Source organism: Saccharothrix sp. ST-888 (genome assembly GCF_000955975.1).
In the GTDB taxonomy this organism is placed as follows: Bacteria; Actinomycetota; Actinomycetes; order Streptomycetales; family Streptomycetaceae; genus Kitasatospora.
In genome coordinates, this window is sequence record NZ_JYJF01000045.1 from 27,530 (window position 1) to 50,255 (window position 22,726).

A 22,726-nucleotide genomic window follows, 5' to 3' on the forward strand; every position below is an offset into this window, starting at 1 on the left:
CCGTTCGGAGCCCGGCCTGCGAAATGCATCGGCGCAGATCAGGACCCATACGGACACCTCTGGACAGTTGGACGAACATTTGGAAAGCGTGTTGGGTGCAACCCCTCACGAGTTCGAATCTCGTATCCTCCGCCCTTGCCCGCCAGGGCAAACGTAAGGCCCCGACCGCTCTTGCGGTCGGGGCCTTCGTCATGCCGTGGTTGCGCTTTCCGCCGTCGGCCGGATCGACTGGCCGGTCCGTCACGGCGCAGCCCCGGCGAACTGTCCGATCCGGGCTTCCGGCTGCGGCTTCCGGCGCCTGCCGACACGTCGCGTGGTCAAGCGGACGGGTATGTGTCATGGCGACGGTGAGTGGCGGCAGAGCAGGCACCCGTTTCCGATTCCGCAGGAGCTGCCCCGTCCGGGACCGCGGTCAGTTCCCGGACCGCTTCACAAACTCCCGGATCAACTCGCCGACCCGGGCCGGCTCGTCGAGGTGGACCATGTGCCCGGCCGATTCCATCCGGACCACGCCGACGCAATCCGGCAACGCCTTGAGCTCCCGCTCGATGCCGCGCACCAGCGCCCCGGTCAACTCCCTGACGCGCTGTGGGAGGTGGCCGAGGTCCGGCCTACGCGCGCCTGCGACCAGTAACGCAGGTACGCGCAGTCCGCGAACCTCGGCGAACAGGTCGTAGCCCTCCAACGGGTTCATCAGCGCCGGCAGTTCACCCGGCAGAGGACGCCCTTGGGAGCGCCGCGCACGCGCCGCCTCGCTCTCCGCGTCCCATCCGAAGCGCTCGGCCATCGCCCGCCCCCGCGCCTCGGCCTGCCCGGGGTCCGTAGCAGCAGGGGCGCCGGCATAGAGAGCGATCTGCTCGGCTCGACGCTCTCGCACTTCCTGGGGTGTCAGCCCGGGGTACAGCGTGGGCACCCCGCCACCGAAGCCGTCCAGGTCCACGACGCCGGCACAACCCCTCGACGCCGCGTACCGCACGGCGATCATGCCACCCAGTGAGTGCCCGACCAGCCAGGGCCTACGCAGCCCCAGCGTGCGGATCACGGCGTCCACGTCGGCCAGGTGGTCTTCCCATTCGTACGAGCACACCGATGCCGAACGCCCGTGTCCGCGCAGGTCCATGGCGACCAGCCGCAGACCGGTCAGGTGGAGCCGGACCGGCTCCCAGTCGAGCGCGGTGCGGTTGGCGCCATGCAGCAGCAGTACATCGGGCCCCACCCCGCCGTGGTCGAGGACGGCGATGCCGTCGATCTGCATCTCTACCGTCATGCAGTGACCTCCTTCGCGATCCACTCGATCTCGGCGGGCGTGCCCGCCATGATGGTGCGCAGGTGCTCAGTGACCAGTTCCACCGGCCAGTCCCACCACGCCGCCCGGAGCAGCCGCTCGATGTCGGCGTCCTCGTAGCGGCGGCGGATCGGGCGGGCGGGGTTGCCGCCGACCACGGTGTACGGCTCGACGTCGGCGGTCACCACGGCACCGGCTGCGACGATCGCGCCGTCGCCGATCCGCACGCCCGGCATGATCAGCGCCTGGTAACCGATCCAGACGTCGTTGCCGATCACGGTGTCGCCCCGGCTGGGCATTCCGGTGACCAGGTCGAGGGTCCGTTCCGTCCAGCTGCCGCCGAACATGGTGAACGGGAAGGTGGACACGCCCATGGCGGGGTGCGCGGCGCCCGCCATCAGGAAGCGGGTTCCGGCAGCGATCGCGCAGTACTTGCCGATCACCAGCCGCTCGGGCCCGTAGCCGTAAAGCACGTTGCGGCGTTCGAACTCCGTCGCGCCGTCGGGGTCGTCGTAGTAGGTGTACTCGCCGACCTCGATCCGTGGGTCGGCGACCAGCGGGCGGAGCAGGACCACCCGGTCATGTCCGGGCAGCGGATGCAGCGCCTCGGGGCTCGGGATCGACGCGGTCATGATGGAGTCCTCCGTTACAGAAACAACTAACGCGACCTGGCTCGCATTAGTATCCTGGCGGCACATCTGCTCACATGCAAGCCTTAAAGCGACTGGAGTTGACTTTGACTGGGAATCCGGGGCCCGCGCAGGCCGCGAAGGCCGGCACCAGGCCCGGCGGGCGAAGTGCCCGGGTCCGCACCGACGTGGTCGCCGCGACCCTCAGCGAGCTGACCGAGAAGGGGTACGACCAGCTCACGGTCGACGCGATCTGCCACCGCGCCGGCGTCCACAAAGCCACCGTGTACCGGCGCTGGGGCGGCGTCGACGGCCTGATCGCCGACGCACTCGCGCTCTCCGCCGACCAACCCTGGCCGATCCCCGACACCGGGAGCGTGGACGAGGACATCCAACTGCTGGCCCGCGAGGTGTACGACACCTTCACCGACCCCGACCTGCGCACCACCCCCACTGCCCTGATCGGCGCGGCCCTCCGCTCCGACCTCGGCGCGTCGGCACTCAGTGCCTTCTTCACCGCCCGCCACCGGCAAGCCGCCGAAGTCGTGACCCGCGCCGTGGCACACGGCCAACTGCCCGCCCACGTCGACCCGGTGGAACTGGTCCGGGCCGCCACCGCCCCGCTTTACCACCGCCTCTTCATCACCGGCGAACCCCTCGACGAACGAGCCGCCCACCGCGCGGCCGCCGCCGCCCTGCTCGCCGCCCGCGCCGGCCTGTTCGACGCGACAACACCCTGATCTTCTTCATCAGGACTCTCCCCCGCCTCGACTTGCTCCAGCCAGAGCAAGCCGGTCGCGTCCGGTGACGGAAACACGGACCTGGCGGTGCCGGCCGGCTCGGTCAGCGGCACCAGGGCGGACTACAACACCGTCCACCCGGCGTCCGGCGGGGCCGGCTACAACTGGGCCGACACGGCCTACCCTGGCCCGGCCGAGTTCGGTGGCGCCACCGGCCAGGGCCGGCACGACAGTTCGGCCGATCCCGAGCCGACCGGCTGGGGCGCGTCCCCGGCCCCGGGTCCGCCGGCCATCGCCTCGGCCGACCCCAGCGCGCCTGGCGAGCTCGACAGCGACCTCAATCACATCCCACCGGTGAACGATCCATCCCACCCGAAGGCGCCACCGGCGCAGTGCTCAACCTGACCGCCACCGGCCCCGATATGGCACGCCGCACGCTGCCTGAGCACATCCCGGTCTCAGTTTTGGTCTCATTCATCAGGGTTCAGGACCGTTCAACCGGCGCTGTGGAAAATCGCTCCGCCGCAGGTCAAGGCGTGTGCGGACCTCGCCGAACAGCCCCGTGCAGAATTGGAAAGCGTGTTGGGGGCAACCCCTCACGAGTTCGAATCTCGTATCCTCCGCACCCGCCCGCCAGGGCAGACGAAGGACCCGACCGCACTGCGGCCGGGTCCTTCGTCGTTCCGTGGTTGCAGTTGCCCATCGCACCGGTTGGCGCGGCCCAGTCGACCGGCTGTCGGTGCCATCGCGTTCAAGGTCGACGGGTCGGGCTGCTCCCCCGCCTCCCGAGCTGGCAACCGTCCGCGACCGCTGTCGGGCAATGGCCGTACTCGACGCCATCCTCAGACAGCGGGTGATGGACACTGCAGCCCGAACCCGGATTCGCAATCACTCACGTGAGTGGCCCGAACCGGGCACAGTCCGCCTGGAGCGGACAGATGAGAACTACGGCTCCGGGGTGATCCTCCCGGTCTGCCAAGCCCAGGCGGCGATCGCGACCCGGTTGCGCACGCCCAGCTTGGCCTGGACGTTGGCGACGTGTGTCTTGGCCGTCCCCGCCGAGATGAACAGCTCGGCGCCGATCTCCGCGTTGGTCCGCCCCTGGGCGACCAGTTCGACGATCTCCCACTCGCGCTCGGTCAGCGGGTCGGGAGCGGCGGCCCGGGGCGCGGGGACGGCGAGGCCCTGGCCCAGGCCTCGCAGCAGCCGGACGGTGATCTGAGGGCTGATCAGGGTGTCCCCGACCATCGCCGCCCGGACCGCCTCGATCAGCAGGTTCGGCCCGGAGCGCTTCAGCAGGAACCCGCAGGCGCCGCCCTGAAGGGCCGCCTGCACGTACGCGTCGTCGTCGAAAGTGGTCACCACGATCACCCGGGTCGACCCGCCCGCCAGCAGCCGGGTGACCTCCAGCCCGTCCATCCTCGGCATCCGGATGTCTGCCAGCAGCACGTCCGGGCGCAGCAGCCGGGTCTGCTCGACGGCCTCGACGCCGTCGGCGGCCTCGCCGACCACCGTCATGTCCGGCTGCGAGTCGAGGATCAGCCGGAAGCCGCTGCGGATGTCGTCCTGGTCGTCGGCAAGCAGGATGCGGGTCGTCATTTCAGTCATGATGCCCTCTCAGCTCGGCGACGACCTGCCACCCCTGCTCGCAGGGCCCGGCGCTGAACACCCCGCCGCTCGCCCGCACCATCTCGCCCAGTTCGCGCAGCCCGCGACCGCCTCGGCCGCGCTCACGATGGCCGAGGCCCGGCCCGGGACCGGCGCCGTTGACGACCCGCACCCGCACTGCCGCCCCACTCACCCCCCGCAGCTCGACCTCCACCTGCTCCGCTGCAGGCGCGTGCCGCCGGACGTTGGTCAGCGCCTCCACCACCACCCGGTAAGCCGTCGCCCCGGTCTCCCGGGGCAGCGCCTCGGCCACGCCCGGGTCGAGGCTCAGCCGGGCCACGGTGGCCCCGGCGGCGGTGAACCGCTCGACCAGCTCGGCGAGCTGCGCGACCCCGGCCAGCGGGGCACGCGGTGCGGACCGGCCCGCCCCCAACGGCCCGTTCGGGGCAGGCTGTTCCTCCGGCTCGTGCAGCATCTGCACCGTGCGGTCCATCGCGGCCAGCGCGTGCAGCCCGGCCGCCTCGATCCGCTCCAGCGCGGCCAGCGCCTGCGCGGGGTTCGCGGCGGCGACGAAGCGGGCGGCCTGTGCCTGCACCACGATGCCGCTGATGTCATGGGCCACGAAGTCGTGCAGGTCGCGGGCGAGCGCCAACTGCTGCTCGCGCCGCGCGGCCGCGACCGCCTCGCGCTGGCGCTGTGCCGTCCAGCGCGGGTAGCCCCCGAGGCCGGCCGCTATCGCGACGATAAAGAGCCAGGACAGGAAGGCGCCGACCCGCATCACCAGGCCACCGTCCAGGTACGGCAGCGTCCACAGCGCGCCTGCGGCGCCCGCCGTCGCCACGGCGGCCACCGCCTGGCGGCGCGGCGCCCAGCGGACGGCGGCGGCCAGCAGCACGAGCAGGATGCCGATCTCCAGCAGCTTCCAGGCCCCGCCGGCCTGCGGGGTCAGGTGCCGTGGGGAGAGCGCGGTGGCCACCAGCGACACCGCGCCGGCCACCGCCGTCGGCGGCCCGATCAGCCGTCGCGAGTGCGGCAAGCGCAGCAGCCCCCACAGCAGCACGCCGACCGCGCCGGCCGCCGAGACCACGGCGAACGGCCCACCGGCCCGTCCGACAGCGGCCAGCCCGACCACGGTCGCACCCAGCGCGGCCGCCACGATCGATCCTTGACGACTAGTCAGTACCCCCATGGCGGGGAGTCTACGAAAGAGCCGTGGACTGCCCTGCTCCGCCGAACGGCAGAGGCGGACCGCCGACGTTTCTACCGAACAGCAGATGGGCCCGGCCGGTGCCCGCAGACCAGGCTGAGAGCAGCAGAACGGCAGCCACCGGGGCCGCCGGGTAAAGGAGTTCACCATGGCCCGCAGGATCGCCACAGCCCTCGCCGCCACGCTCGCCCTGACCGGCCTCTGCGGAGCCGGCCTGACCGGCCAGGCGCAGGCGAAGGCCAAGCCCGGGCTCGCGAGCGTGACCGGCACGGCGCGGATCTTCTTCGCCTACTCGCCGGACGACGACATCCACTTCACCATCGACGCGCACTCCGCGCCCTGGACCCGGCCGGTGCCCGACTCGCCTTTCGGGGGCATGCCCACCGATGCGAACGGGACGATCAAGATCTCGCACCACGTCAAGGCCCTCGGCATCACCGTCACGGCCGAGGGAGCGGTGGACTGCCTGGTGACCGGCGGCCCGACCGCCTCCCTGACGGCGGTGATCACCCGGGCCGATCCGCAGGTCGCGGGGTGGGTCGGCAAGCGGGTGGGCCTGAGCGTGCTGGACGGCCACGGCGACGGTCCGGACCGCCTGGGGTTCTCCTGGGCGGTGGTCAACGACCAGCACGGCAGCTCCGACCCCGCCAAGGGCGACGTCGGCACCTGCATGGCCCCCGCACCGTTCACCACCGTTCGCGAGGGCGGCTTCCACGTCCACTCGGCCGACCTCGCGCCCCTCCCGGCGGTCCCTGCCGCCCCGCAGGCCCGATGAGCGCCGCGCAGCCCGGCCCACCCGCCTCGCCCGCCATCCGCCGGGTGGCCGTCGCCACGACCCTCACGCTGCTGCCCAGCGGCCTGTGGCGGACCGCCGTGGCCCTCGGCGTCCCGTCCGGCTTCGGCCCGGGGGACCTGCTCCACGAGGGCGACGTCCCGCTCGGGCTCTCCGTCTACATGATCGCGCTCAGCCTCTTCGCCGAGGGGCTGGGGCTGCTCACCCTCGGACTGGCCCAGCCCTGGGGCGAGGTGGTGCCGCGCTGGGTCCCGCTGCTCGGCGGCCGACGGGTCCCCATCCTCGCCGCTGTCATCCCGGCAGCCCTGGGCGCCGCGACGGTCACCGTCCTGGCCGTGGCGGGTGCCTTCCACTGGAACAGCCCGACCACCATGGGCAGCCCCACCGCCCCCACCGGCACCGCCGCCCGGGTGATGACCGCCTGCTACGCCCCCCTGCTGCTCTGGGGCCCCCTGCTCGCCATCGTCACGGTCGCCTACTACCGGCGGCGCCGCCGGGAAACGCATCGGGGCCTTCGCACGGCGAGGTCAGACAGCCACTAGCCGCACGCGATCGCCGCAGAGCTTGGTCATGTCGTCGATGTCCGACGTCAGCAGAACGACCGGCCGCTGCTGTCGCAGCGCCATCTCGGCCACCGCCGCATCGAGCGCGTACTTGTGACCGTGAAGCCCAGCGGCGATCAGCATCGCGGAAGCCGCACGGGCCTCCTCGTCCCCCACCTGCACGATCCGCAGCCCGGACAGAAGCCACCGGAGGCGGACCTGGTCGGTCCGGCTTTGCGCGGTTTCGATGATGGTCAAAGCGCTGATCACCACCTCCATACCCCGCTTGCGCGCCTCCGCGACCAGCGCGACGGCTGGCTCGTGGTCATTGAGCAGCTTGGACAGACCCTCTGAGTCGAGCACCAGGGTGCCCTCGTGGCTCAGCTTGCGACGGGCCATCCGCCCTCCTCGGCGAACACCTCGTCGAAGACCTGGCGGGCCCGATCCTGCTCTGCCGACGAGACCGGTCCCTTCCGACGCTCATAGTCAGCCAGGTACTCGTCGAGGATCTGACCACGCAGCTCCCGCTCGACCGCCGCGGCGATGAAGGCCGAGAACTCGCGCTTGCCTACTCGCTGGCGGATTGCCTCGGCCGTACCTTCAGGCAGGGAGAGGCTGACCCTGGTGGCCGGGCCCTCACCGATGCTGTAGGGCATCTCAGCCATGGGTCCAGATTATCAAAGAAGTAGGAATGCGGGCCTCTGGTTCTCGATACGCACTTGTCCCGGTTGCAGTCTTGGTTGCATTCACCCCCGTCCAGTGCCGTCCGAAGCCCAGTGAGCGAGCCGCCCCGCCACAGGTCGGGACGCCTGCGAGCACCCCCGAACGACTGGACGAACAGTTGGAAAGCGTGTTGGGGGCAACCCCTCACGAGTTCGAATCTCGTATCCTCCGCCACGGCTGACCAGCCGAAACGAAGACCCCGATCGCGATGCGGCCGGGGTCTTCGCCGTTTCCTGGTCTCAGTAGTCCGCAGGCTTGCTCCCCGCACTCAGGATGCGGACTACGGGACGGGGGCGGGCTCCTCCGGCGCTCGGGTGTCGGTGGGTGTTTCGTCGGGGCCGACGGTGATGCTGCGGCGTTTGGAGATCCACACTGCGGTGATGACGACGGCCAGGGCCACCAGGGCGATAGTCAGCCGGAGGCCGAGGTTGGCGTGCGAGCCGAAGCCGAGTTTGACGATGGCTGGGGCGACCAGAAGGGAGACCAGGTTCATCACCTTCAGCAGCGGGTTGATGGCGGGTCCTGCGGTGTCCTTGAAGGGATCCCCTACGGTGTCACCGATGACGGTGGCGGCGTGGGCGGGGCTGCCCTTGCCTCCGTGGTGGCCGTCCTCGACCAGTTTCTTGGCGTTGTCCCAGGCGCCACCGGAGGTGGCCAGGAAGACGGCCATCAGGGTGCCGGTGCCGATGGCGCCGGCCAGGTAGGAGCCAAGCGAGCCGACGCCGAGGAGGAAGCCCACGGCGATCGGGGCCAGCACGGCGAGCAGACCCGGGGTGGCCAGTTCGCGCAGTGCATCGCGGGTGCAGATGTCCACCACCCGGCCGTACTCGGGCCGCTCGGTGCCGTCCATGATGCCGGGGCGGGTGCGGAACTGTCGACGGACCTCATAGACCACTGCACCGGCGGAGCGTGAGACGGCGTTGATGGCCAGGCCGGAGAAGAGGAAGACGACGGCAGCGCCGAGCAGCAGGCCGACCAGGTCGTTGGGCTGGTCGATGGCCAGGCTCAGGCTCGAGCCGTGGGCGGCCGGGCCGATCTGCGCCTCGGTGGTGTTGATGGCGTCGGTGTAGGAGCCGAACAGCGCGGTGGCGGCAAGCACTGCCGTGGCAATGGCGATGCCCTTGGTGATCGCCTTGGTGGTGTTGCCGACCGCGTCCAGCTCGGTAAGCACCTGCGCGCCGGCGCCGGTGACGTCGCCGGACATCTCGGCGATGCCCTGGGCGTTGTCGGAGACGGGGCCGAACGTGTCCATGGCCACAATCACGCCCACGGTGGTCAGCAGCCCGGTGCCGGCCAGCGCGACCGCGAACAGGGACAGGATCAGGGAGCCGCCGCCGAGGAGGTAGGCGCCGTAGACCGCGGCGCCGATGGCCACGGCGGAGTACACGGCCGCTTCCAGGCCGAGCGCGATACCGGAGAGCACCACGGTGGCCGGCCCGGTGAGTGAGGTCTTAGCCACGTCCCGCACCGGCCGGCGGGTGGTTTCGGTGAAGTAGCCCGTCAGTTGCTGGATGGCGGAGGCGAGCACGATCCCGATGGCCACTGCGGCCAGGGCGAAAATTCGTGGGCTGCCCGCGTGCCGGGTGATCTCGGCCGGTACCCCGTGCAGACCGGAGAAGTGGGCCGGTAGGAACGCGAAAACCGCGCCGGCCACCAGGGCGAGCGAGACCAGCGCGGAGGCGAAGAACCCACGGTTGATGGCGGTCATACCGCTGCGGTCCCCGGGCCGTGGGGAGACCGCCACGATGCCCAGCACTGCGGTGAGCACCCCGATCCCGGGTACTACCAGCGGGAAGGCCAGTCCGAGGTCACCGAAGGCGGCCCTGCCCAGGATCAGCGCGGCGACCAGGGTCACCGCGTAGGACTCGAACAGGTCGGCCGCCATCCCCGCGCAGTCCCCCACGTTGTCGCCCACGTTGTCGGCGATCGTCGCCGCGTTGCGCGGATCGTCCTCCGGGATTCCCTGCTCCACCTTGCCCACCAGGTCCGCGCCGACGTCTGCGGCCTTGGTGAAGATCCCTCCGCCCACCCGCATGAACATCGCCAGCAACGCCGCACCGAAACCGAACCCCTCCAGCACCTTCGGCGCGTTCGTCTGGTAAATCAGCACCACCGCGGCCGCCCCCAGCAATCCCAGCCCCACGGTGAACATGCCCACCACCCCGCCGGTGCGGAAGCCGATCCGCATCGCGCGATGCGAGACCGTACGCACCAGCGGTGCCGCCGTCGGCCCCTCCCGGTCGCCTGCCGCAGGAACCGGCGGTGTTGCCGCCCGCGCCGCTGCCGCTACCCGCACATTGCTGCGTACGGCCAACTGCATCCCCACGTACCCGGTCGTCGCCGAGAACGCCGCCCCGACCAGGAAGAACACCGAACGCCCCACCCGCTGCCCCCAGTTGTCCGCCGGGAGCAGCAGCAGCACGAAAGGCACCACCCCGGCGAACACCCCCAGGGTGCGGAACTGGCGCGCCAGATACGCGTTCGCGCCCTCCTGGATCGCTGCGGCGATCCGCCGCATCGCCGGCGTGCCCTCGTCCGCGGCCAGCACCTGCCTCACAAACACCCAGGCCACCACCAGTGCACCGGCCGCGATCAGCGCGACCACCACCACCAGGGTTCGGCCCGACCCGGTCAGCACAGGTGCCACTGCGGCTGGAGCACCGAGCCGGCTCCGCCCAGGGACAAGCGCGGCGGTGTACTGCACAGCGGATGCGCCGGCGAGAACGAACCCAGCCATTCCGTCCTCCTCGACGTCGTGCTGGTGCGCCGGGCGCACTGAACCGCTCGGCTGCGCGGGCGAGTCGCGCGATCTGCGAATAGCCTGGCTTACTTCGACCGGATCGCTGCCGGAGAATCCCTCTGCGTCGACTCCTGCGGAGTGGCTCTGTCGAACGCGCCGCCCGGGGACAAAGCGGACGAAGCCCTGTTCAGACCGAGGCTAACCCGGGGCGTTGAAGGTCTGCAGAGCCAGAGAGTGCAACCGGGTGGCCCGCGATGCGGCCTCGGCTGATCCGCCGGAGAATGAAGACCTGGAGTCGTCGCGGCACCGGACGCCCGGGATCGCGGAAGGAGGCCGACATGGACTTCGAGGTGATCGTCGAGATCCCCCAAGGCTCGCGCAACAAGTACGAGATGGACCATGCAGCCGGGCGGATCCGCCTGGACCGGATGCTGTTCACGGCCACCCGCTACCCAGCGGACTACGGGTTCATCGAAGACACCCTCGGTGGGGATGGAGACCCTCTCGACGCCCTCGTCCTCGTCGGCGAGCCCACCTTTCCGGGATGCGGCATCACATGTCGCGCCATCGGCATGTTCGTCATGTCCGACGAGAAAGGGCCGGACGAGAAAGTGCTCTGCGTGCCCGCTCACGACCCGCGCTTCGCACGGCTGCAGGACATCGACGACATGCCTCCGTTCGACCTGCAGGAGATCACCCACTTCTTCGAGGTCTACAAGGACCTCGAACCCGGAAAATCCGTCGAAGGCTCCCACTGGGAGAACAAGGCCGGCGCCTACGCCGAGATCGAAGCCTCCCGTTCCCGAGCCGCCGCCGCGTAGCGGGTGATCTCCGCCGGTGTCACGGGGAAGCTCTCTGGGTCCTCAGTTCAGCAACCCGGCGGGCTTGTGCACGGCCGGCCCCGAGCGGCGATCGCGCTCGGGCAGCAAGAGCGCCCAATCGCAGGTCGGGACGCCCGCACCCGTCCCTGAACAGCCGGACGAACAGTTGGAAAGCGCGTTGGGGGGCAACCCTCACGAGTTCGAATCTCGTATCCTCCGCAGTGCCTGAGCAGGCAAGACGAAGGCCCGGACCGCTCACAGCGCTTCTTTCACGGCCTCTGCGGCGCCGGCCACTGTCAAGTGGCGGTGAGAACCAGCACGGCCTGGTCGTCGATGGTGGAATCAGCTGCGAAGGCGGCGACTGCGGCGGTGACGGTCTCAATGAGGGCGGTGGCGGTGGGGGACGTGGTCCCAAGCGTGACGAGGGCCTCAGCCAAGCGGTCCTCACCGAAGAACTCGCCGTCCGCTGAGCGTGCCTCGGTGATGCCGTCGGTGACCAGGATCAGAGCGTCGCCCGGATACAGGTCGATGCTGCAAGCAGACCCGTCGGGGTCGGGGCCGATACCCAGGAGCATGCCTGGTTGGGCGAGTTCTTCGACCGTACCGTCGGCGCGGCGTACGAGTGGGGGTACGTGGCCGGCACGAATCAGGTTCAGTGCGAGGTGGGATACGGTCTGCCGCAGTTCGGCGTAGACGAGTGAAACGAAGCGGTCCTCGTCGGCGGTGCTATCCGCCAGAGCGTCGTTGATGGCGGCGACCACCGCCGCCGGGTCGTTCAGGAGACGGGCGGCGGCGCGTGCGGTGTGGCGGACCATGCCGGTGGTGGTGGCGGCCAGAGCACCGCGCCCGCACACGTCACCTATCATCAGCGCCCAGCAGTCGTCGGACAGCGGGAAGACATCGTAGAAGTCTCCACCAACGTCGAGTCCTTCGCCGGCGGGATGGTACGAGGCCGCCAGAGTGGTGCCGGGAATCCTGGGCAGCTCGGGAGGCAGCAGGCCTGCCTGCAGGTCGCGGGCCAGTTGGACTCGGTCGGTGAACTGGTGGGCGTTGTCAGCGCTGGATGCGGCCCGGCGGGCGAGCTCCTCGGCTAGGGCGACGATGTGGCTGTCCATCGGCTGGTCAGTAGCCAGCAGGGTCAGTACGCCGAAGGTGCCGCCGCGAGTGGCCAGCGGCGCGCACACGTAACCGGTGACGCCGAGCTGCGCGAAGAGACCGCCCGTACGGGCGCCGAAGTGGTCAGTCTCGGTGGTGCCGGAGGCCAGTACACGAGCAACCGCGTTGTCGACCTCGTCGCTCAGTTCGGGGGAGGCGAGGAGGCCTTCCTCGACCCGGGTGGAGGCGGCCACGGCGATCCGCCGGGTCTGGCCACCCTCGACCACGTGGACGGCACACAGTGGCGCCAAGGTCGGCACGGTCAGCCGGGCCAGGCACTGCAGGCAGTCGAAATAGTGCAGCTCGCGCGTGATGGCGGTGCTGGCGTCCAACACGAAAGCCAAGTCCTCACGGGCCGCTTTCTCACGCTGCTGGGCGGCATGGCCTGCCTCCACCGCGCGGTGGCGTTCGATGGCCAGGGCGGCAATGCGGGTGAACGCGGCGCTGAGCGCCACGTCCTTGTCCTCGGGGGCCTTGGGAGTGCGGTGGTATATCGCGAAGGTGCCCAGCAGCCGACCGTCCAGTCCTTCGATCGGGGTGGACCAGCATGCCGCGACCTCAGCCCGCTTTGCCAGGTCGCGATAGCCCTCCCACCGGGGATCGGTGGCGATGTCGGTGACGATCACTGGCGCGCGCAGGAAGGCGGCCGTGCCGCACGAGCCGACGCCGTCGCCGATGGCGATCCCGTCGACCGCCTCGTTGTAGAAGGCGGGCAGGGTCGGGCCGGTGCCGTGCCGCAGGTGTCGGCCGTCGGCATCGACAAGCAGCACCGAGACGATCATTTCCGGGGACAGGTCCTCGATGGCCCTGGCCATGCCGCTCAGGATCTCGTCCAGCGGGGCGTCGCGCGCGATCTGCTCCAGCAGGATGCGCTGCTCGGCGGCCAGGAGCTGGGCATGGTGGTACGCGGTGGTCTCCACCGCGATCACCACCACTCCGTCGACCTGGCCGACCAGGTCTCGGCGGGGCTCGTAGGTGAAGTCGAAGAACCCCTCCCGCTCCGCCCCCGGCTCACCGAGCACGAGCCGCCTGCCTTGGGCCCGGTACGCGGTGCCGGTGTGGTACACCGCATCGAGCCGGTCGAGGACGCCCTGCGAAGCCAGTTCCGGAATCAGTTCTCCGATCGGCACGCCGGTGCGCCTGCGGTCGCCTCCACAGGCCTCGAAGAACGCCGAATTCGCTGCCTCCAGCACATGCCTCGGGCCGCTCAGCGCAGCGAAAATCACCGGAGCCTGCCCGAACAGGTCCGCGTACTCCCTGCTCCGCCACTGCGGGGACCTGAGATGTGTCGTGGCAGGGCCAAGGTGATCAGGCTGTAGGGACATGACAGCTGCCCTCTCCTGCATCAGCCGACCGCGCCGTCGCGCCCTACCCCCACGATGACACACCGCTACGCGGATTCCAGGCCCCGGATTCGACCCGCCCTGAAGATGGGGATCCCTGCGGCTCCGACGGCGAGAAGCTCCCGTCGGCTCCGCGAGTCCAGCCGGCCGGCCCGTTGGCGCAACCGTCCCCACACTGCCCCTGCCGACCCGCCTCGCCAAGGCACTGGACGCATCACTGAACATCGGCCTGGACGGCGACACCTCCACCGTCGCCTTCGGACCACACGTGGCCTGACCCCGTCCCGGCCTCGGTTTCGGTCTCAGTTTTGGGCTCATTCATCAACGTTCAGCGACGTCCACAGGCCCCTCCACCGACCTCTCCGCCGCAGGTCAGGACAGTTCCGGACCCCCGTGCAGAATTGGAAAGCGTGTTGGGATGAAACCCTCGCGAGTTCGAATCTCGTGTCCTCCGCCTTCGCGAGGGCCCCGACCACCCAAGGGCGGTTTCCAGGGGTCGCTGCAACACGCGGCCGGGACCTTCGTCATGTCCGCGATTTCACCGTCCGGGACAACCCGTCGGGGCGGCTCAGCGCGGAGCGTCCTTACCCGGGAGCCGGTGGCGGAGGGAGTCTTGGGAGTCGACGTACTTGAGCATGAGGCGGGCGAACTCCAGGCGCTCGCGCTCGGTCCAGTCGGCGGTGATGTACTCGAAGGCCGAGCGCTGGTGGCGGCTGAAGCGGGCCATCAGCTCGCGGCCGTCGGGGCTGAGGTGGAGGACGGTGCGGCGGCCGTCCTGCTGGGAGGCGGCACGGATCAGATAGCCGGCCGAGATGCAGTCGGAGACCATGCGGCTGGCCACCGACGGGTCCACGCCCAGGTGCTGGGCGACCGCGCCGACAGTGATCTCGCCGGTACCGGACTGCCCGGCTGGCTCGTTCTCCGGCGCGTCCTGCTCAGCCTCCAGGACGATCCTGAGCACCAGCGTGCGGCTCAGGTCCTTCTGGGAGATCGGGTCCTCAACCTCCAGGAGCGAGGAGCGCCGCAGCCTCCCGAAGGCCGGGCCCACGGCGTCCAGCAGCTCGTCCGCCGTCTTCGGCTCGCGCTTCGTCATGCCCGCCATCGTACAGACATGGATGACACTGCGAAGGAATGTGTTGACCCCCAATTAGATGCATGACAGCATGCATATGTCGTCGAACAGCGAACGGAGCATTCCATGACCATCCTCATCACCGGCGCCCGCGGCAAGGTCGGCCAGGCCGTCATCGGCCGCCTGCACTCCGCCGGCCTCACCGTCCGCGCCGCCAGCGCCAACCCCGCCGAACTGACCGCCCCCGCAGGCGTCGAGGTCGCCGAGCTCGCCCTCGACCGGCCCGAGACCTTCGACGCCGCTCTGCGCGGCGTCCGCCAGGTCTTCCTCTACCCCCAGCCCGCCGGCATCCACGAGCTGGTCAAGGCCGCCGAGGCCGCGGGCGTCGAGCACGTCGTCCTGCTCTCCTCGTCCTCCGTCCTCGGCCCCGACGCCGAGCACGACCCGCTCGCGAGCCACAGCCTCCAGGTCGAGCGAGCCCTCACCGACTCCGGCCTCACCTGCACGTTCCTGCGCCCGGACGCCTTCGCCAGCAACTCCCTCGGCTGGGCCTACTTCATCGGCCGGTCGATGCCGATCCAGCTGGCCTACCCGGACGCGCACATCGCGCCGATCCACCCCGAGGACATCGCCGACATCGCCGTCGAAGCCCTGACCGGCACCTCCCTCACCGGCCGCTCGGTCACCCTGACCGGCCCCGAGTCGCTCACCTTCCGCGAGCAGCTCGCCCTCCTCGCCGACACCCTCGGCCGTGACATCCCGGTCGAGCAGATCACCCGTGCCGAGGCCGAGCAGCAGATGGGCAACTACATGCCCGCGCCGATGGTCTCCTCGCTGCTCGACCTGTGGGAGGCCGCCGACCACGGTCCGGCGGCCATCGCCGACACCACCCAGACCCTCCTCGGCCGCCCCGCCCGCACCTACCGCCAGTGGGCCGCCGAAAACGCCTCCGCCTTCACCCAGCACTGATCCGCACGGGCCCACACCACAGAGGCCCGCCCCGCCACCCAGGGATTCCATGTCCACGGCCTTGACCCGGGCCCCGCCACCCAGCAGACCACGACCGACCGCCGCCGATGGGCCGTCCTCGCCGTCGTCCTCCTCGCCGCAGTCTTCGACCTCCTCGACCTCCTCGACGCGACGATCACCAACATCGCCGCCCCGGCCATCGCCACCGACCTGAACGGCGGCGACGCCCTCGTCCAGTGGCTGGGCGCCGGTTACGCCCTGGCCATGGGCGTCCTGCTGGTGGTCGGTGGCAGGCTCGGCGACAAGTTCGGACGGCGCCGCCTGTTCCTGATCGGCCTCACCGGCTTCACGCTTGCGTCCGTCGCCTGCGGCCTGGCCTTCGGCCCCGCCTCCGTCATCGGGTTCCGCCTGCTCCAGGGAGCCTTCGGTGCCCTCGTGATCCCGCAGGGGTTCGGCATCCTCGGCGAGGTCTTCCCCCCGCACGAGCTCGGCAAGGCGTTCGGCGTCTTCGCCCCCTGTCTCGGCCTGTCGGCGATCGGGGCGAGGCCGAGCGAGGCCTGAGTCGGGGTGCGGTGCAGCCCGTCCTGGTATCAGCGGCCCGGTCCTCGCCGGGGTCCTCATATCGCCGCGCACCACCTGATGGCCCGCCTCGGCCGCACGCTCATCCTCGTCGGGCTGCTGCTCACGCTGGCCGGCACGCTGTCGCTGCTTGTCCTGGTCCGTGCCGGCAGCCCGACATCATGGACCCTCATCGCCCCGGTCCTCGTCACCGGCCTCGGCCTCGGCCTCGGTACCTGCTTCGGCACCGTCTACGAGGTCACCCTCGGCGGTGTCGGCGCGAAGGAGTCGGGCAGCGCCAGCGGTTCGCTCTCCGCCGTCGCGCAACTCGCCAACAGCATCGGCGCCGCGGGCATCACCACTGTCTACTTCCGCACCCCGGCGGCTCCGCGACCGCAGCCGTCCACAGCCTCGCCGTGGTCGCCGTGGCCACCCTTGCCTGCTGCGCCCTCGTCTGGCTGCTGCCCCGCAACGCCCGGCCCCGGCATCACTGACCCACCCAGGAGCGCGACATGAAACCCATCGGTTACTGGCTCAACCGCACCGACCAGGCCCTCACCGACTACATGAACTCCATGCTGGCCGAGTTCGGTCTCACGCGGATCGCCTGGCAGATCCTCAACGTCGTCGAGGACGATCCGCAGGCCACCGACAGCGACGTGCTGGCCGTCCTGGCCGCCAACGCCGATGCCGCCGCCCTGACCGGCGCCATCGAGACAATCGTCGCTGACGGCTGGGTCGCCCGGCCGGAGCCGGGCCGCCTCGCCCTGACCGACGACGGCCGCGCCCGCCTCGCCGAGGCTGCCGAACGCGTCGGCGCCTTCCGCGAGCTGTCGACGGCCGGAATCACCGGCGAGGAGTACCGGATCGCCGTCACCGTCCTGGAGCGGATGACCCACAATCTGGAGAGCGGAGCAGAACAATGAGTTCACCCAAGCCACAGCCTCGTCATCAGTAGCCGACATCCTGGCGACAGAGCCCTGCGGCCGCTCTCCTTGTCCCGGTTCTCGTATCCTCCGCCTCCGCCTGCCAGGGCAAACGAAGGCCCGGACCGCTCAGCGGCCCGGGCCTTCGTCGTCTCGTGGTCTCAGTTTTGGTCTCAGTTGCGACTTTTGGCGTCCCTGACAGGCGTGGTTCGGCGGACCCGGCCCCTCCTGCACTTGCCGACCATCATGGTCGGGTCTGCCCGCCGTTGTCCTCCTCGTCGGCACGGCCTTCAGGAGGCGTTGGTTCGTCGCCGGTGTCCGGCGCGACTCTCATGACCATCTCGGAGAGTCGCTGGCATGCCTGTTCGATCTCTTCCTGGGTCTGGTTTCGCTCGGTGATGGCCGCCGAGAGCAGAAGCGCGGTCAGCGCGGCGGCGCCGTTGAACGCCTGCAGGGCAATCATGTTGGTGAGCAGGCTGTGACCGGCGAACGGGCCTGATCTGCGGGTGGCGGCGAGGATCGCAAAGATGGTTACGGCCAGCGCGCAGGGTGCTGCTGCGGCGCGCTGGAAGCGGAAGGCCGCCCAGGTCAGCAGCGGAAGGCCAAGGAAGATCAGCGGTGTGGGCGTGGTCTCGAGGAAACCGACGCCGATGGTGGCAGCCACCAGCAGCGCTCCCTCCGCCCATCGGGATGGTGGCGCGTCCTTCGGCCAGTGCGCCGAGCACAGGGCGAGCGGCACTGGCGCGACCAGCAGGACGCCCATGGCGTCGCCGGTCCACCAGACCCACCACGTGGGCCAGAACCCGCCGGCGGGCAGTGCACGAGCGAGGTGCAGGGTGAAACTGCCCACCGTCGCACTGACGAGCATGCCGGCGAACGCGCCGAGGAAGACCAGTGCGAGTGCGTCCTGGAAACGGTTCATCTGGGTACGGAACCCGGTGCGGCGGAGGAGCGCGTAGGAACAGAGAGGCGCGAGTGTGTTGCCTGCCGTGATCGCGATCACGGCGGTGGTCGATGGCCCGAGTGAGATGTTGATCAGGAAGGCGCCGAGTGCGATCCCGGGCCAGGTCCGCAGGCCGATGAGGAGCAGGCTGGCCAGGGCGATGCCGGTCGAGGGCCACAGCGGCGTGACTTGACCGCGCACGAGCTGCTGGAGCAGCCCTAGCTTGCCCGTGGCGTAATACAGCGCGGCGACGGCACCGATCTGCAGGGCAGTCATGCCACCGCGCCGGAGCCTGCCGCGGCTCACAGCAGTCATCGGGAAGTCTTCCGCTCAGCCTTGCCCCGTCGTCCATCGTCCGCTGACCTCGCCGGATCCACCACACCGCCGCTCATCCGTGTGACCTTTCGCAATGCGCTCCGTCGCGCTTGCTTCAGGTGACCGCCCGGGGGCGGTGTCGCGCCATGTTCCTGACGGTTCCACCTCAGGCGTATCGCGGTGTGCTTGTGCGGCTTCAGCACGGGGTGCGCAGGGCGAGGATGGCCATGTCGTCGTGCCCGTCGCTGGGGTGGTGGTCGGCCAGGGCCTGCACGAAGTCCTGCAGGGGCAGGGCTGCGTGCGTGGTGGCGAGTTCGGCGAGTTCGTTCAGGCTCTCGTCGATGGGGTGGTCGGGGTGTTCGATGAGGCCGTCGGTGAAAAAGACGACGGTGGCGTTCGGGGGCAGGGGGTGGGTGTGGTCGGCACGGGGCAGCCCGCTGTCGACGTTCAGTGGTAGTCCGGGCTCCGCGAACAGGTACTCGGCCCGGCCGCTGGGGGTGATCAGCAGAGGGGGGACGTGGCCTGCGATGCTCCAGTGCAGCCTCCAGGCAGCCCCCGCGGGTTCGATACGCGCCAGGCAGGTGGTGGTGACGGGGTCGTCGGTGATGGCCTCCAGAGTGCGGTCGAGCTGGGCGAGGACCGCGCTGGGCGGAGTACGCAGGTGGAACAGCAGAGCGCGCAGCATGTTGCGAGTGGAGGCCATGGCGGCGGCGGCATGCAGATCGTGGCCGACTACGTCGCCGATGACCACCGCCACCGCGCCGTCGGGCAGCAGAATGGCGTCGTACCAGTCCCCGCCAACAGGGTTGGGCTCGGCGGCGGGCCGGTAGATGGCGGCGGCGGCGAAGGGCCGCAGGTCGGGCAGCGTCGGCAGCAAGAGCCGCTGGAACTGTTCGGATCCGGCACGAACCTGTTCGAAGAGGCGGACGTTTTCGATCGCGATACCGGCGGCACTGGCCAGGGCAACGACGATGTTCTCATCGCGCACGTCGAAGGGCTGTCCGTCGCGTCGCTCGGAGAGGTAGAGGTCGCCGTAGATTTCACCGCGGACGCTGACGGCGACGCCCAGCAGGGTGCACATGTGCGGGTGGCCGGGCGGGAAGCCGACCGAGGACGGATGGAAGGAAATATTCTCGACCCGCAGCGGCTCCGGGTGGCGGATCAGGTGCCCGAGCACGCCCAGGCCGCGAGGAAACCCCGCCCCCGCCAAGGCCGCGCGTTCCTGCTCGGACAGGCCGACGGCGATGAACTGCTCCAGGAACTCGCCGGACTCGTCAAGTACTCCCAGTGCCCCATAGCGGGCGCCGACCAGCTCCATGGCGGTGGTCACGATGCGGTGCAAAACTGCGGGCAACTCCAGCTCCCGCGTGATGGCCAATACCGCGTCCAACAGGCCCTGAATCCGGTCCTTGGCGGCCGCCAAGGACCGCAGCCGCTCGTCGATCCGGCCCAGCTCGGCGTCCAAACGCGCCAACACGTCAGAGCGCCACGGCTGGCCCGCTCCTTCCCCCTCCTTGCCGCCCGCCATCACGACCACCTGCTGGACCGGTACTCGTTCTCGGTGGCATTCAACCGGCAGGAGCTGGTGCCAGTCTGGATCAAGGTGCCTTTGAAGGTGAGCCGGTCGGCGATCACCGCGCACAGACGAGGGTCGGCGAAGGTCTTGTCCCAATTGCTGAACCTGGCGCGGATGGTCGGCAGCTTCGGCTCCCGGCATGCCTCGTCAGTGATCGCGTCTTCCGGCTCAGCTTCTGGCAGCGGCATCCGTCGCGAGGGCGCCACCAGATGCTCCAGGAGCGCCTCGTCGGCAGTTCTAGCGAGGTTCACACGCCCGTGTCCTCCGTCTTTGTCGTCGCGGACGTCACCGGCGCAGGAGCCTGTCTCACATGGACAGGCCCGACAACGGGCGCGGGTCCGGCGGCAACCGCCGAACCTGTAGCGAGATCACCCTCGCCCGCCGACATTGCGGTCGACGCCGTCCACGATCACCCGGTACGGGCTCGGAGTAGCGGCGAACCGCGCTCCGTGATCGACCTGCGCCATCAACCTGCCCTCCCTCCTGTCACCTGAGCTTCCTTACTCCAAGCTAGAAGCCGCCTGTGGCGCCCGCCCGTCGAGCAGCCGGCTCGGCTGGCCTCTTGAAGTTCCGGCAAGGGAAGTTCCGGCAAGCGGGAGGCCCCGAACGCTCCTCGGCGATCGGGGCCTCCATGGCACCGTCGGTCCGCGGGGACTCTCGGGCTCAGGCGGCGTCTTCACCGGAAGCCTCTGGCTTGCTGGCAGCCCCGCCCCAGAGCAGGCCGCCGATCTTCTTGCCGACATCGTGCAGCATCGGGTCGGTGACGTGCTGGTAGCGCTTGGCCATCCTCATCAAGCGGCAATCTGTCAAATTCGGAAATACCGGGTTGAACACGGCGCGTTACAACGGGGGTAGCCTGTGTCGCTCGAAAAGTCATCGCCGTTGGTGGCAGTGATGACGGCGGCCCCGGGAACCAGCTCTGGCCTGCCTGGGGCAGCACGGGCACGCTCCGGTCCACCACCGCAGTTCGTTCGCCCGCCCTCAGACGACAGGTACCGAGGACGCCGGCCTTGCCGGACCGGACGCCCGTTCCCTGTCGGTGGTCGTCGACCACGCCGACCGCACCGGCTTCGAGACGGCCGTCACGACGGACAACCCGGGACCGTACTTCCAGGTGAGGGCGCTGAACGCGAAGGGGGAGGTCATCGGGGCATCCCATGTCGTGACCCGCTCCGGCTGACGGCCGACGGCTTGATGCGACGGCCCGGACCGACAGCGGCTCCCCGCCGGGTACCAAGTCGGACTCTGCGGGAAGGGCCGTTCCTCGGGCCGTTTCGGTGGCAGCGTCGCCCACGCGTGTCGAACAACAGCCCCGGCCTGGTCTCAGTTTCGGTCTCATTCATCGCCGTCCAGATGGGTTCAGTCACCGCCCCAGCGGCCAGCAACCCCAGGCCAGAATGCATGTGAACGCCGCCGGACAGTGCTGAGCAGAATTGGAAAGCGTGTTGGGGGCAACCCCTCACGGGTTCGAATCTCGTACCCTCCGCCTCTGCCCGCCAGGGCAACTCGAAGGCCCCGACCCCAATGCGGCCGGGGCCTTCGTCGTGCCATGGTCCCCGGTGGCGCCGGAGGCGACGAGATCAGCTCTTGAGGAGATCGAGTCGGTCCGATCGACGCGTTGAGCCCGTGCGAATGCGGGTTCTTACGCGGGGATGTCGAAGCCGAGCGCGCCGAGCGCGGCTTCTGCGGCCTGCTGGTCCTGCTCGTAGGTGCCGCCGGAGATCCCCAGGCCGCCGATGACGGTGCCGTTGTCGGTGATCGGGAAGCCGCCGCCCACGGCCATCAGCCGGGGGTGGTGCGCGAGCGGGGCGACGCTCGGGTTGGCGACGTAGGAGTTCCACACGTGAGTGGCGACGCGGTAGGACACGGCTGTCCAGGCCTTGTCGACGGCCACCTCCGCGGCGAGGAAGGGCGTGTCGTCGGTGCGCTGGAACGCCTTGAGATGGCCACCGGCGTCGGTGACGGCCACCGCGACGTCGAAGCCGGTCTCGGCAGCGGCAGCGAGTACCGCGTCGATCAGGGCCGAGGCGGCGGAGCTGGTGATGGTGGATGCGGACAGTGACTTCGTCTGCAGCTGGGTGCTCATCAGGGCTTCTTCTCAGATCGGTTGGGTGCGGTCGCCCGGCAGCGGTCTCCGAGCGAGCGGGGTGCGTCAGCGCAGAGCGGACCCGGGTGTCGGGACGGCCCGGGTGACCACGGACTTCTCCGGGATCAGCAGCTCCTTCACGGCCGGGCTGATCTCGTTGTTCCAGCGGTCGCTCTCGTAGACGGCGGCATACAGTTCGACGCGCTGCGCTTCGTCGTCGAACCGCCGGATCCAGACGTAGCCGTCCGGATCCTCCTCGTCGATGAAGGACGCGGTGACCGTCATCCCCTTCGATGTCTGAAAGGGGATGACGACCCCTTCCATGTAACGGACCCATTCATCCCGGCGACCGGGCCGGGTCTGGTAGCGGCGGATCTCGTAGAACACGACAGGCTCTCCTCGTCGCGGGATCGGCGTTGCCGGATGGGCAAAGGGCTCAGGAGGCAACGCTCAGGACGAGCTTGCCCCGGGTACGGCCGGTCTCGCCGAGGCTGTGGGCTCGGGCGGCCTGCTCGAGCGGGAATGCCTCCTGAACCTCGACCGCCACCGATCCGGCGTCGATGAGTCCGGCGATCCGGGTCAGGGCCGTGCCATCGGGTTCGACCAGGAAGGCGCCGGCCCGCACTCCGCGTGCCTCGGCGGCGTCGCGCAGCTGCTCGGAGACCCCGGCGGGGATCGCGACGATCAGGCCGCCG

Annotated in this window: 24 protein-coding genes and 1 pseudogene; 9 read left to right on the plus strand and 16 right to left on the minus strand. The window is 69.9% G+C overall.

Annotated elements, in window-relative coordinates; all coding sequences use genetic code 11:
• Positions 1-412: 412 nt before the first annotated feature.
• Entirely contained in the window at positions 413-1,255 is an 843-nt protein-coding gene (locus UK12_RS16375; RefSeq protein WP_197084912.1) for an alpha/beta fold hydrolase, read from the minus strand.
• A gap of 8 nt (positions 1,256-1,263) precedes the next feature.
• On the minus strand, positions 1,264-1,917 hold the full coding sequence (locus UK12_RS16380) for a CatB-related O-acetyltransferase (protein ID WP_045303717.1): 654 nt from the start codon (positions 1,915-1,917) through the stop codon (positions 1,264-1,266).
• Positions 1,918-2,021: 104 nt separating this feature from the next.
• Between UK12_RS16380 and UK12_RS16385 the strand changes: the two genes are divergently transcribed.
• Together UK12_RS16385 and UK12_RS16390 are read left to right on the plus strand one after the other, a co-directional pair.
• Complete coding sequence (locus UK12_RS16385) at positions 2,022-2,654, plus strand: TetR/AcrR family transcriptional regulator (RefSeq protein WP_045303718.1); 633 nt, start codon at positions 2,022-2,024, stop codon at positions 2,652-2,654.
• 87 nt (positions 2,655-2,741) lie between these two features.
• On the plus strand, positions 2,742-3,059 hold the full coding sequence (locus UK12_RS16390; RefSeq protein WP_045303719.1) for a hypothetical protein: 318 nt from the start codon (positions 2,742-2,744) through the stop codon (positions 3,057-3,059).
• A gap of 540 nt (positions 3,060-3,599) precedes the next feature.
• Here the strand turns inward: UK12_RS16390 and UK12_RS16395 are convergent.
• Together UK12_RS16395 and UK12_RS16400 are read right to left on the minus strand one after the other, a co-directional pair.
• Positions 3,600-4,253 carry a response regulator gene (locus UK12_RS16395; RefSeq protein WP_082119671.1) on the minus strand — a complete coding sequence of 218 codons (654 nt, stop codon included), beginning with the start codon at positions 4,251-4,253 and terminating at the stop codon, positions 3,600-3,602.
• A gap of 1 nt (position 4,254) precedes the next feature.
• The gene (locus tag UK12_RS16400) at positions 4,255-5,451 is read right to left on the minus strand and encodes a sensor histidine kinase (protein ID WP_082119672.1); all 1,197 of its coding nucleotides are present in this window, start codon (positions 5,449-5,451) and stop codon (positions 4,255-4,257) included.
• Between the two features lie 166 nt (positions 5,452-5,617).
• Between UK12_RS16400 and UK12_RS16405 the strand changes: the two genes are divergently transcribed.
• Together UK12_RS16405 and UK12_RS16410 are read left to right on the plus strand one after the other, a co-directional pair.
• Positions 5,618-6,244: a hypothetical protein gene (locus UK12_RS16405; protein ID WP_052681927.1), complete on the plus strand. Its 627-nt coding sequence runs from the start codon at positions 5,618-5,620 to the stop codon at positions 6,242-6,244.
• Complete coding sequence (locus UK12_RS16410; protein WP_045303721.1) at positions 6,241-6,804, plus strand: hypothetical protein; 564 nt, start codon at positions 6,241-6,243, stop codon at positions 6,802-6,804. The genes UK12_RS16405 and UK12_RS16410 overlap by 4 nt, the downstream gene beginning before the upstream one ends.
• On the opposite strand, the gene UK12_RS16415 is transcribed toward UK12_RS16410, so the two are convergent.
• From UK12_RS16415 to UK12_RS16425, 3 genes are all read right to left on the minus strand, one after another.
• A complete protein-coding gene (locus UK12_RS16415) occupies positions 6,790-7,203 on the minus strand; it encodes a PIN domain-containing protein (protein WP_045303722.1) in 414 nt (137 codons plus the stop codon). The genes UK12_RS16410 and UK12_RS16415 overlap by 15 nt on opposite strands.
• Positions 7,185-7,469, minus strand: a complete 285-nt coding sequence (locus UK12_RS16420; RefSeq protein ID WP_045303723.1) for a hypothetical protein — start codon at positions 7,467-7,469, stop codon at positions 7,185-7,187. Before UK12_RS16420 ends, UK12_RS16415 begins: the two co-directional genes overlap by 19 nt.
• A 338-nt stretch (positions 7,470-7,807) precedes the next feature.
• Entirely contained in the window at positions 7,808-10,174 is a 2,367-nt protein-coding gene (locus UK12_RS16425) for a sodium-translocating pyrophosphatase (RefSeq protein ID WP_231591242.1), read from the minus strand.
• A 431-nt stretch (positions 10,175-10,605) separates the two neighbouring features.
• Here UK12_RS16425 and UK12_RS16430 point away from each other — a divergent pair, with 431 nt between their 5' ends.
• Entirely contained in the window at positions 10,606-11,088 is a 483-nt protein-coding gene (locus tag UK12_RS16430) for an inorganic diphosphatase (RefSeq protein ID WP_045303724.1), read from the plus strand.
• Between the two features lie 296 nt (positions 11,089-11,384).
• Here the strand turns inward: UK12_RS16430 and UK12_RS16435 are convergent, their stop codons facing one another.
• Positions 11,385-13,469 (minus strand): SpoIIE family protein phosphatase, encoded by a 2,085-nt coding sequence (locus tag UK12_RS16435; protein WP_231591243.1) that lies wholly within the window; start codon positions 13,467-13,469, stop codon positions 11,385-11,387.
• A 685-nt stretch (positions 13,470-14,154) separates the two neighbouring features.
• Positions 14,155-14,679 carry a MarR family winged helix-turn-helix transcriptional regulator gene (locus tag UK12_RS16440; RefSeq protein ID WP_045303726.1) on the minus strand — a complete coding sequence of 175 codons (525 nt, stop codon included), beginning with the start codon at positions 14,677-14,679 and terminating at the stop codon, positions 14,155-14,157.
• Between the two features lie 105 nt (positions 14,680-14,784).
• On the opposite strand from UK12_RS16440, the gene UK12_RS16445 reads away from it, so the two are divergent.
• The 4 genes and pseudogenes from UK12_RS16445 to UK12_RS16455 all read left to right on the plus strand — a co-directional run bounded on the left by UK12_RS16445 (position 14,785) and on the right by UK12_RS16455 (position 17,111).
• Entirely contained in the window at positions 14,785-15,627 is an 843-nt protein-coding gene (locus tag UK12_RS16445; protein ID WP_045303727.1) for an NAD(P)H-binding protein, read from the plus strand.
• 165 nt (positions 15,628-15,792) lie between these two features.
• Positions 15,793-16,188: pseudogene (locus UK12_RS41325) on the plus strand (MFS transporter); the annotation flags it as partial.
• A 78-nt stretch (positions 16,189-16,266) separates the two neighbouring features.
• Positions 16,267-16,701, plus strand: a complete 435-nt coding sequence (locus UK12_RS41330) for a hypothetical protein (protein ID WP_052681929.1) — start codon at positions 16,267-16,269, stop codon at positions 16,699-16,701.
• Positions 16,698-17,111, plus strand: coding sequence for a MarR family winged helix-turn-helix transcriptional regulator (locus UK12_RS16455; protein ID WP_045303728.1), 414 nt, complete (start codon positions 16,698-16,700; stop codon positions 17,109-17,111). The genes UK12_RS41330 and UK12_RS16455 overlap by 4 nt, the downstream gene beginning before the upstream one ends.
• A 244-nt stretch (positions 17,112-17,355) precedes the next feature.
• Here UK12_RS16455 and UK12_RS16460 read toward each other — a convergent pair whose 3' ends face one another.
• The 7 genes from UK12_RS16460 to UK12_RS16485 all read right to left on the minus strand — a co-directional run.
• Positions 17,356-18,330 (minus strand): MASE1 domain-containing protein, encoded by a 975-nt coding sequence (locus UK12_RS16460; protein WP_197084913.1) that lies wholly within the window; start codon positions 18,328-18,330, stop codon positions 17,356-17,358.
• A gap of 235 nt (positions 18,331-18,565) precedes the next feature.
• Entirely contained in the window at positions 18,566-19,897 is a 1,332-nt protein-coding gene (locus UK12_RS16465; protein WP_045303743.1) for a PP2C family protein-serine/threonine phosphatase, read from the minus strand.
• On the minus strand, positions 19,897-20,196 hold the full coding sequence (locus tag UK12_RS44440; protein ID WP_045303730.1) for a hypothetical protein: 300 nt from the start codon (positions 20,194-20,196) through the stop codon (positions 19,897-19,899). The genes UK12_RS16465 and UK12_RS44440 overlap by 1 nt, the downstream gene beginning before the upstream one ends.
• A gap of 412 nt (positions 20,197-20,608) precedes the next feature.
• A complete protein-coding gene (locus tag UK12_RS44445; RefSeq protein ID WP_269432023.1) occupies positions 20,609-20,737 on the minus strand; it encodes a hypothetical protein in 129 nt (42 codons plus the stop codon).
• An 850-nt stretch (positions 20,738-21,587) separates the two neighbouring features.
• On the minus strand, positions 21,588-22,031 hold the full coding sequence (locus tag UK12_RS16475; protein WP_045303731.1) for a GlcG/HbpS family heme-binding protein: 444 nt from the start codon (positions 22,029-22,031) through the stop codon (positions 21,588-21,590).
• 66 nt (positions 22,032-22,097) lie between these two features.
• Positions 22,098-22,418 (minus strand): NIPSNAP family protein, encoded by a 321-nt coding sequence (locus UK12_RS16480; protein ID WP_045303732.1) that lies wholly within the window; start codon positions 22,416-22,418, stop codon positions 22,098-22,100.
• Between the two features lie 49 nt (positions 22,419-22,467).
• Positions 22,468-22,726: zinc-binding dehydrogenase (locus UK12_RS16485; RefSeq protein WP_045303733.1), on the minus strand; the 259-nt coding region annotated here is incomplete at its 5' end.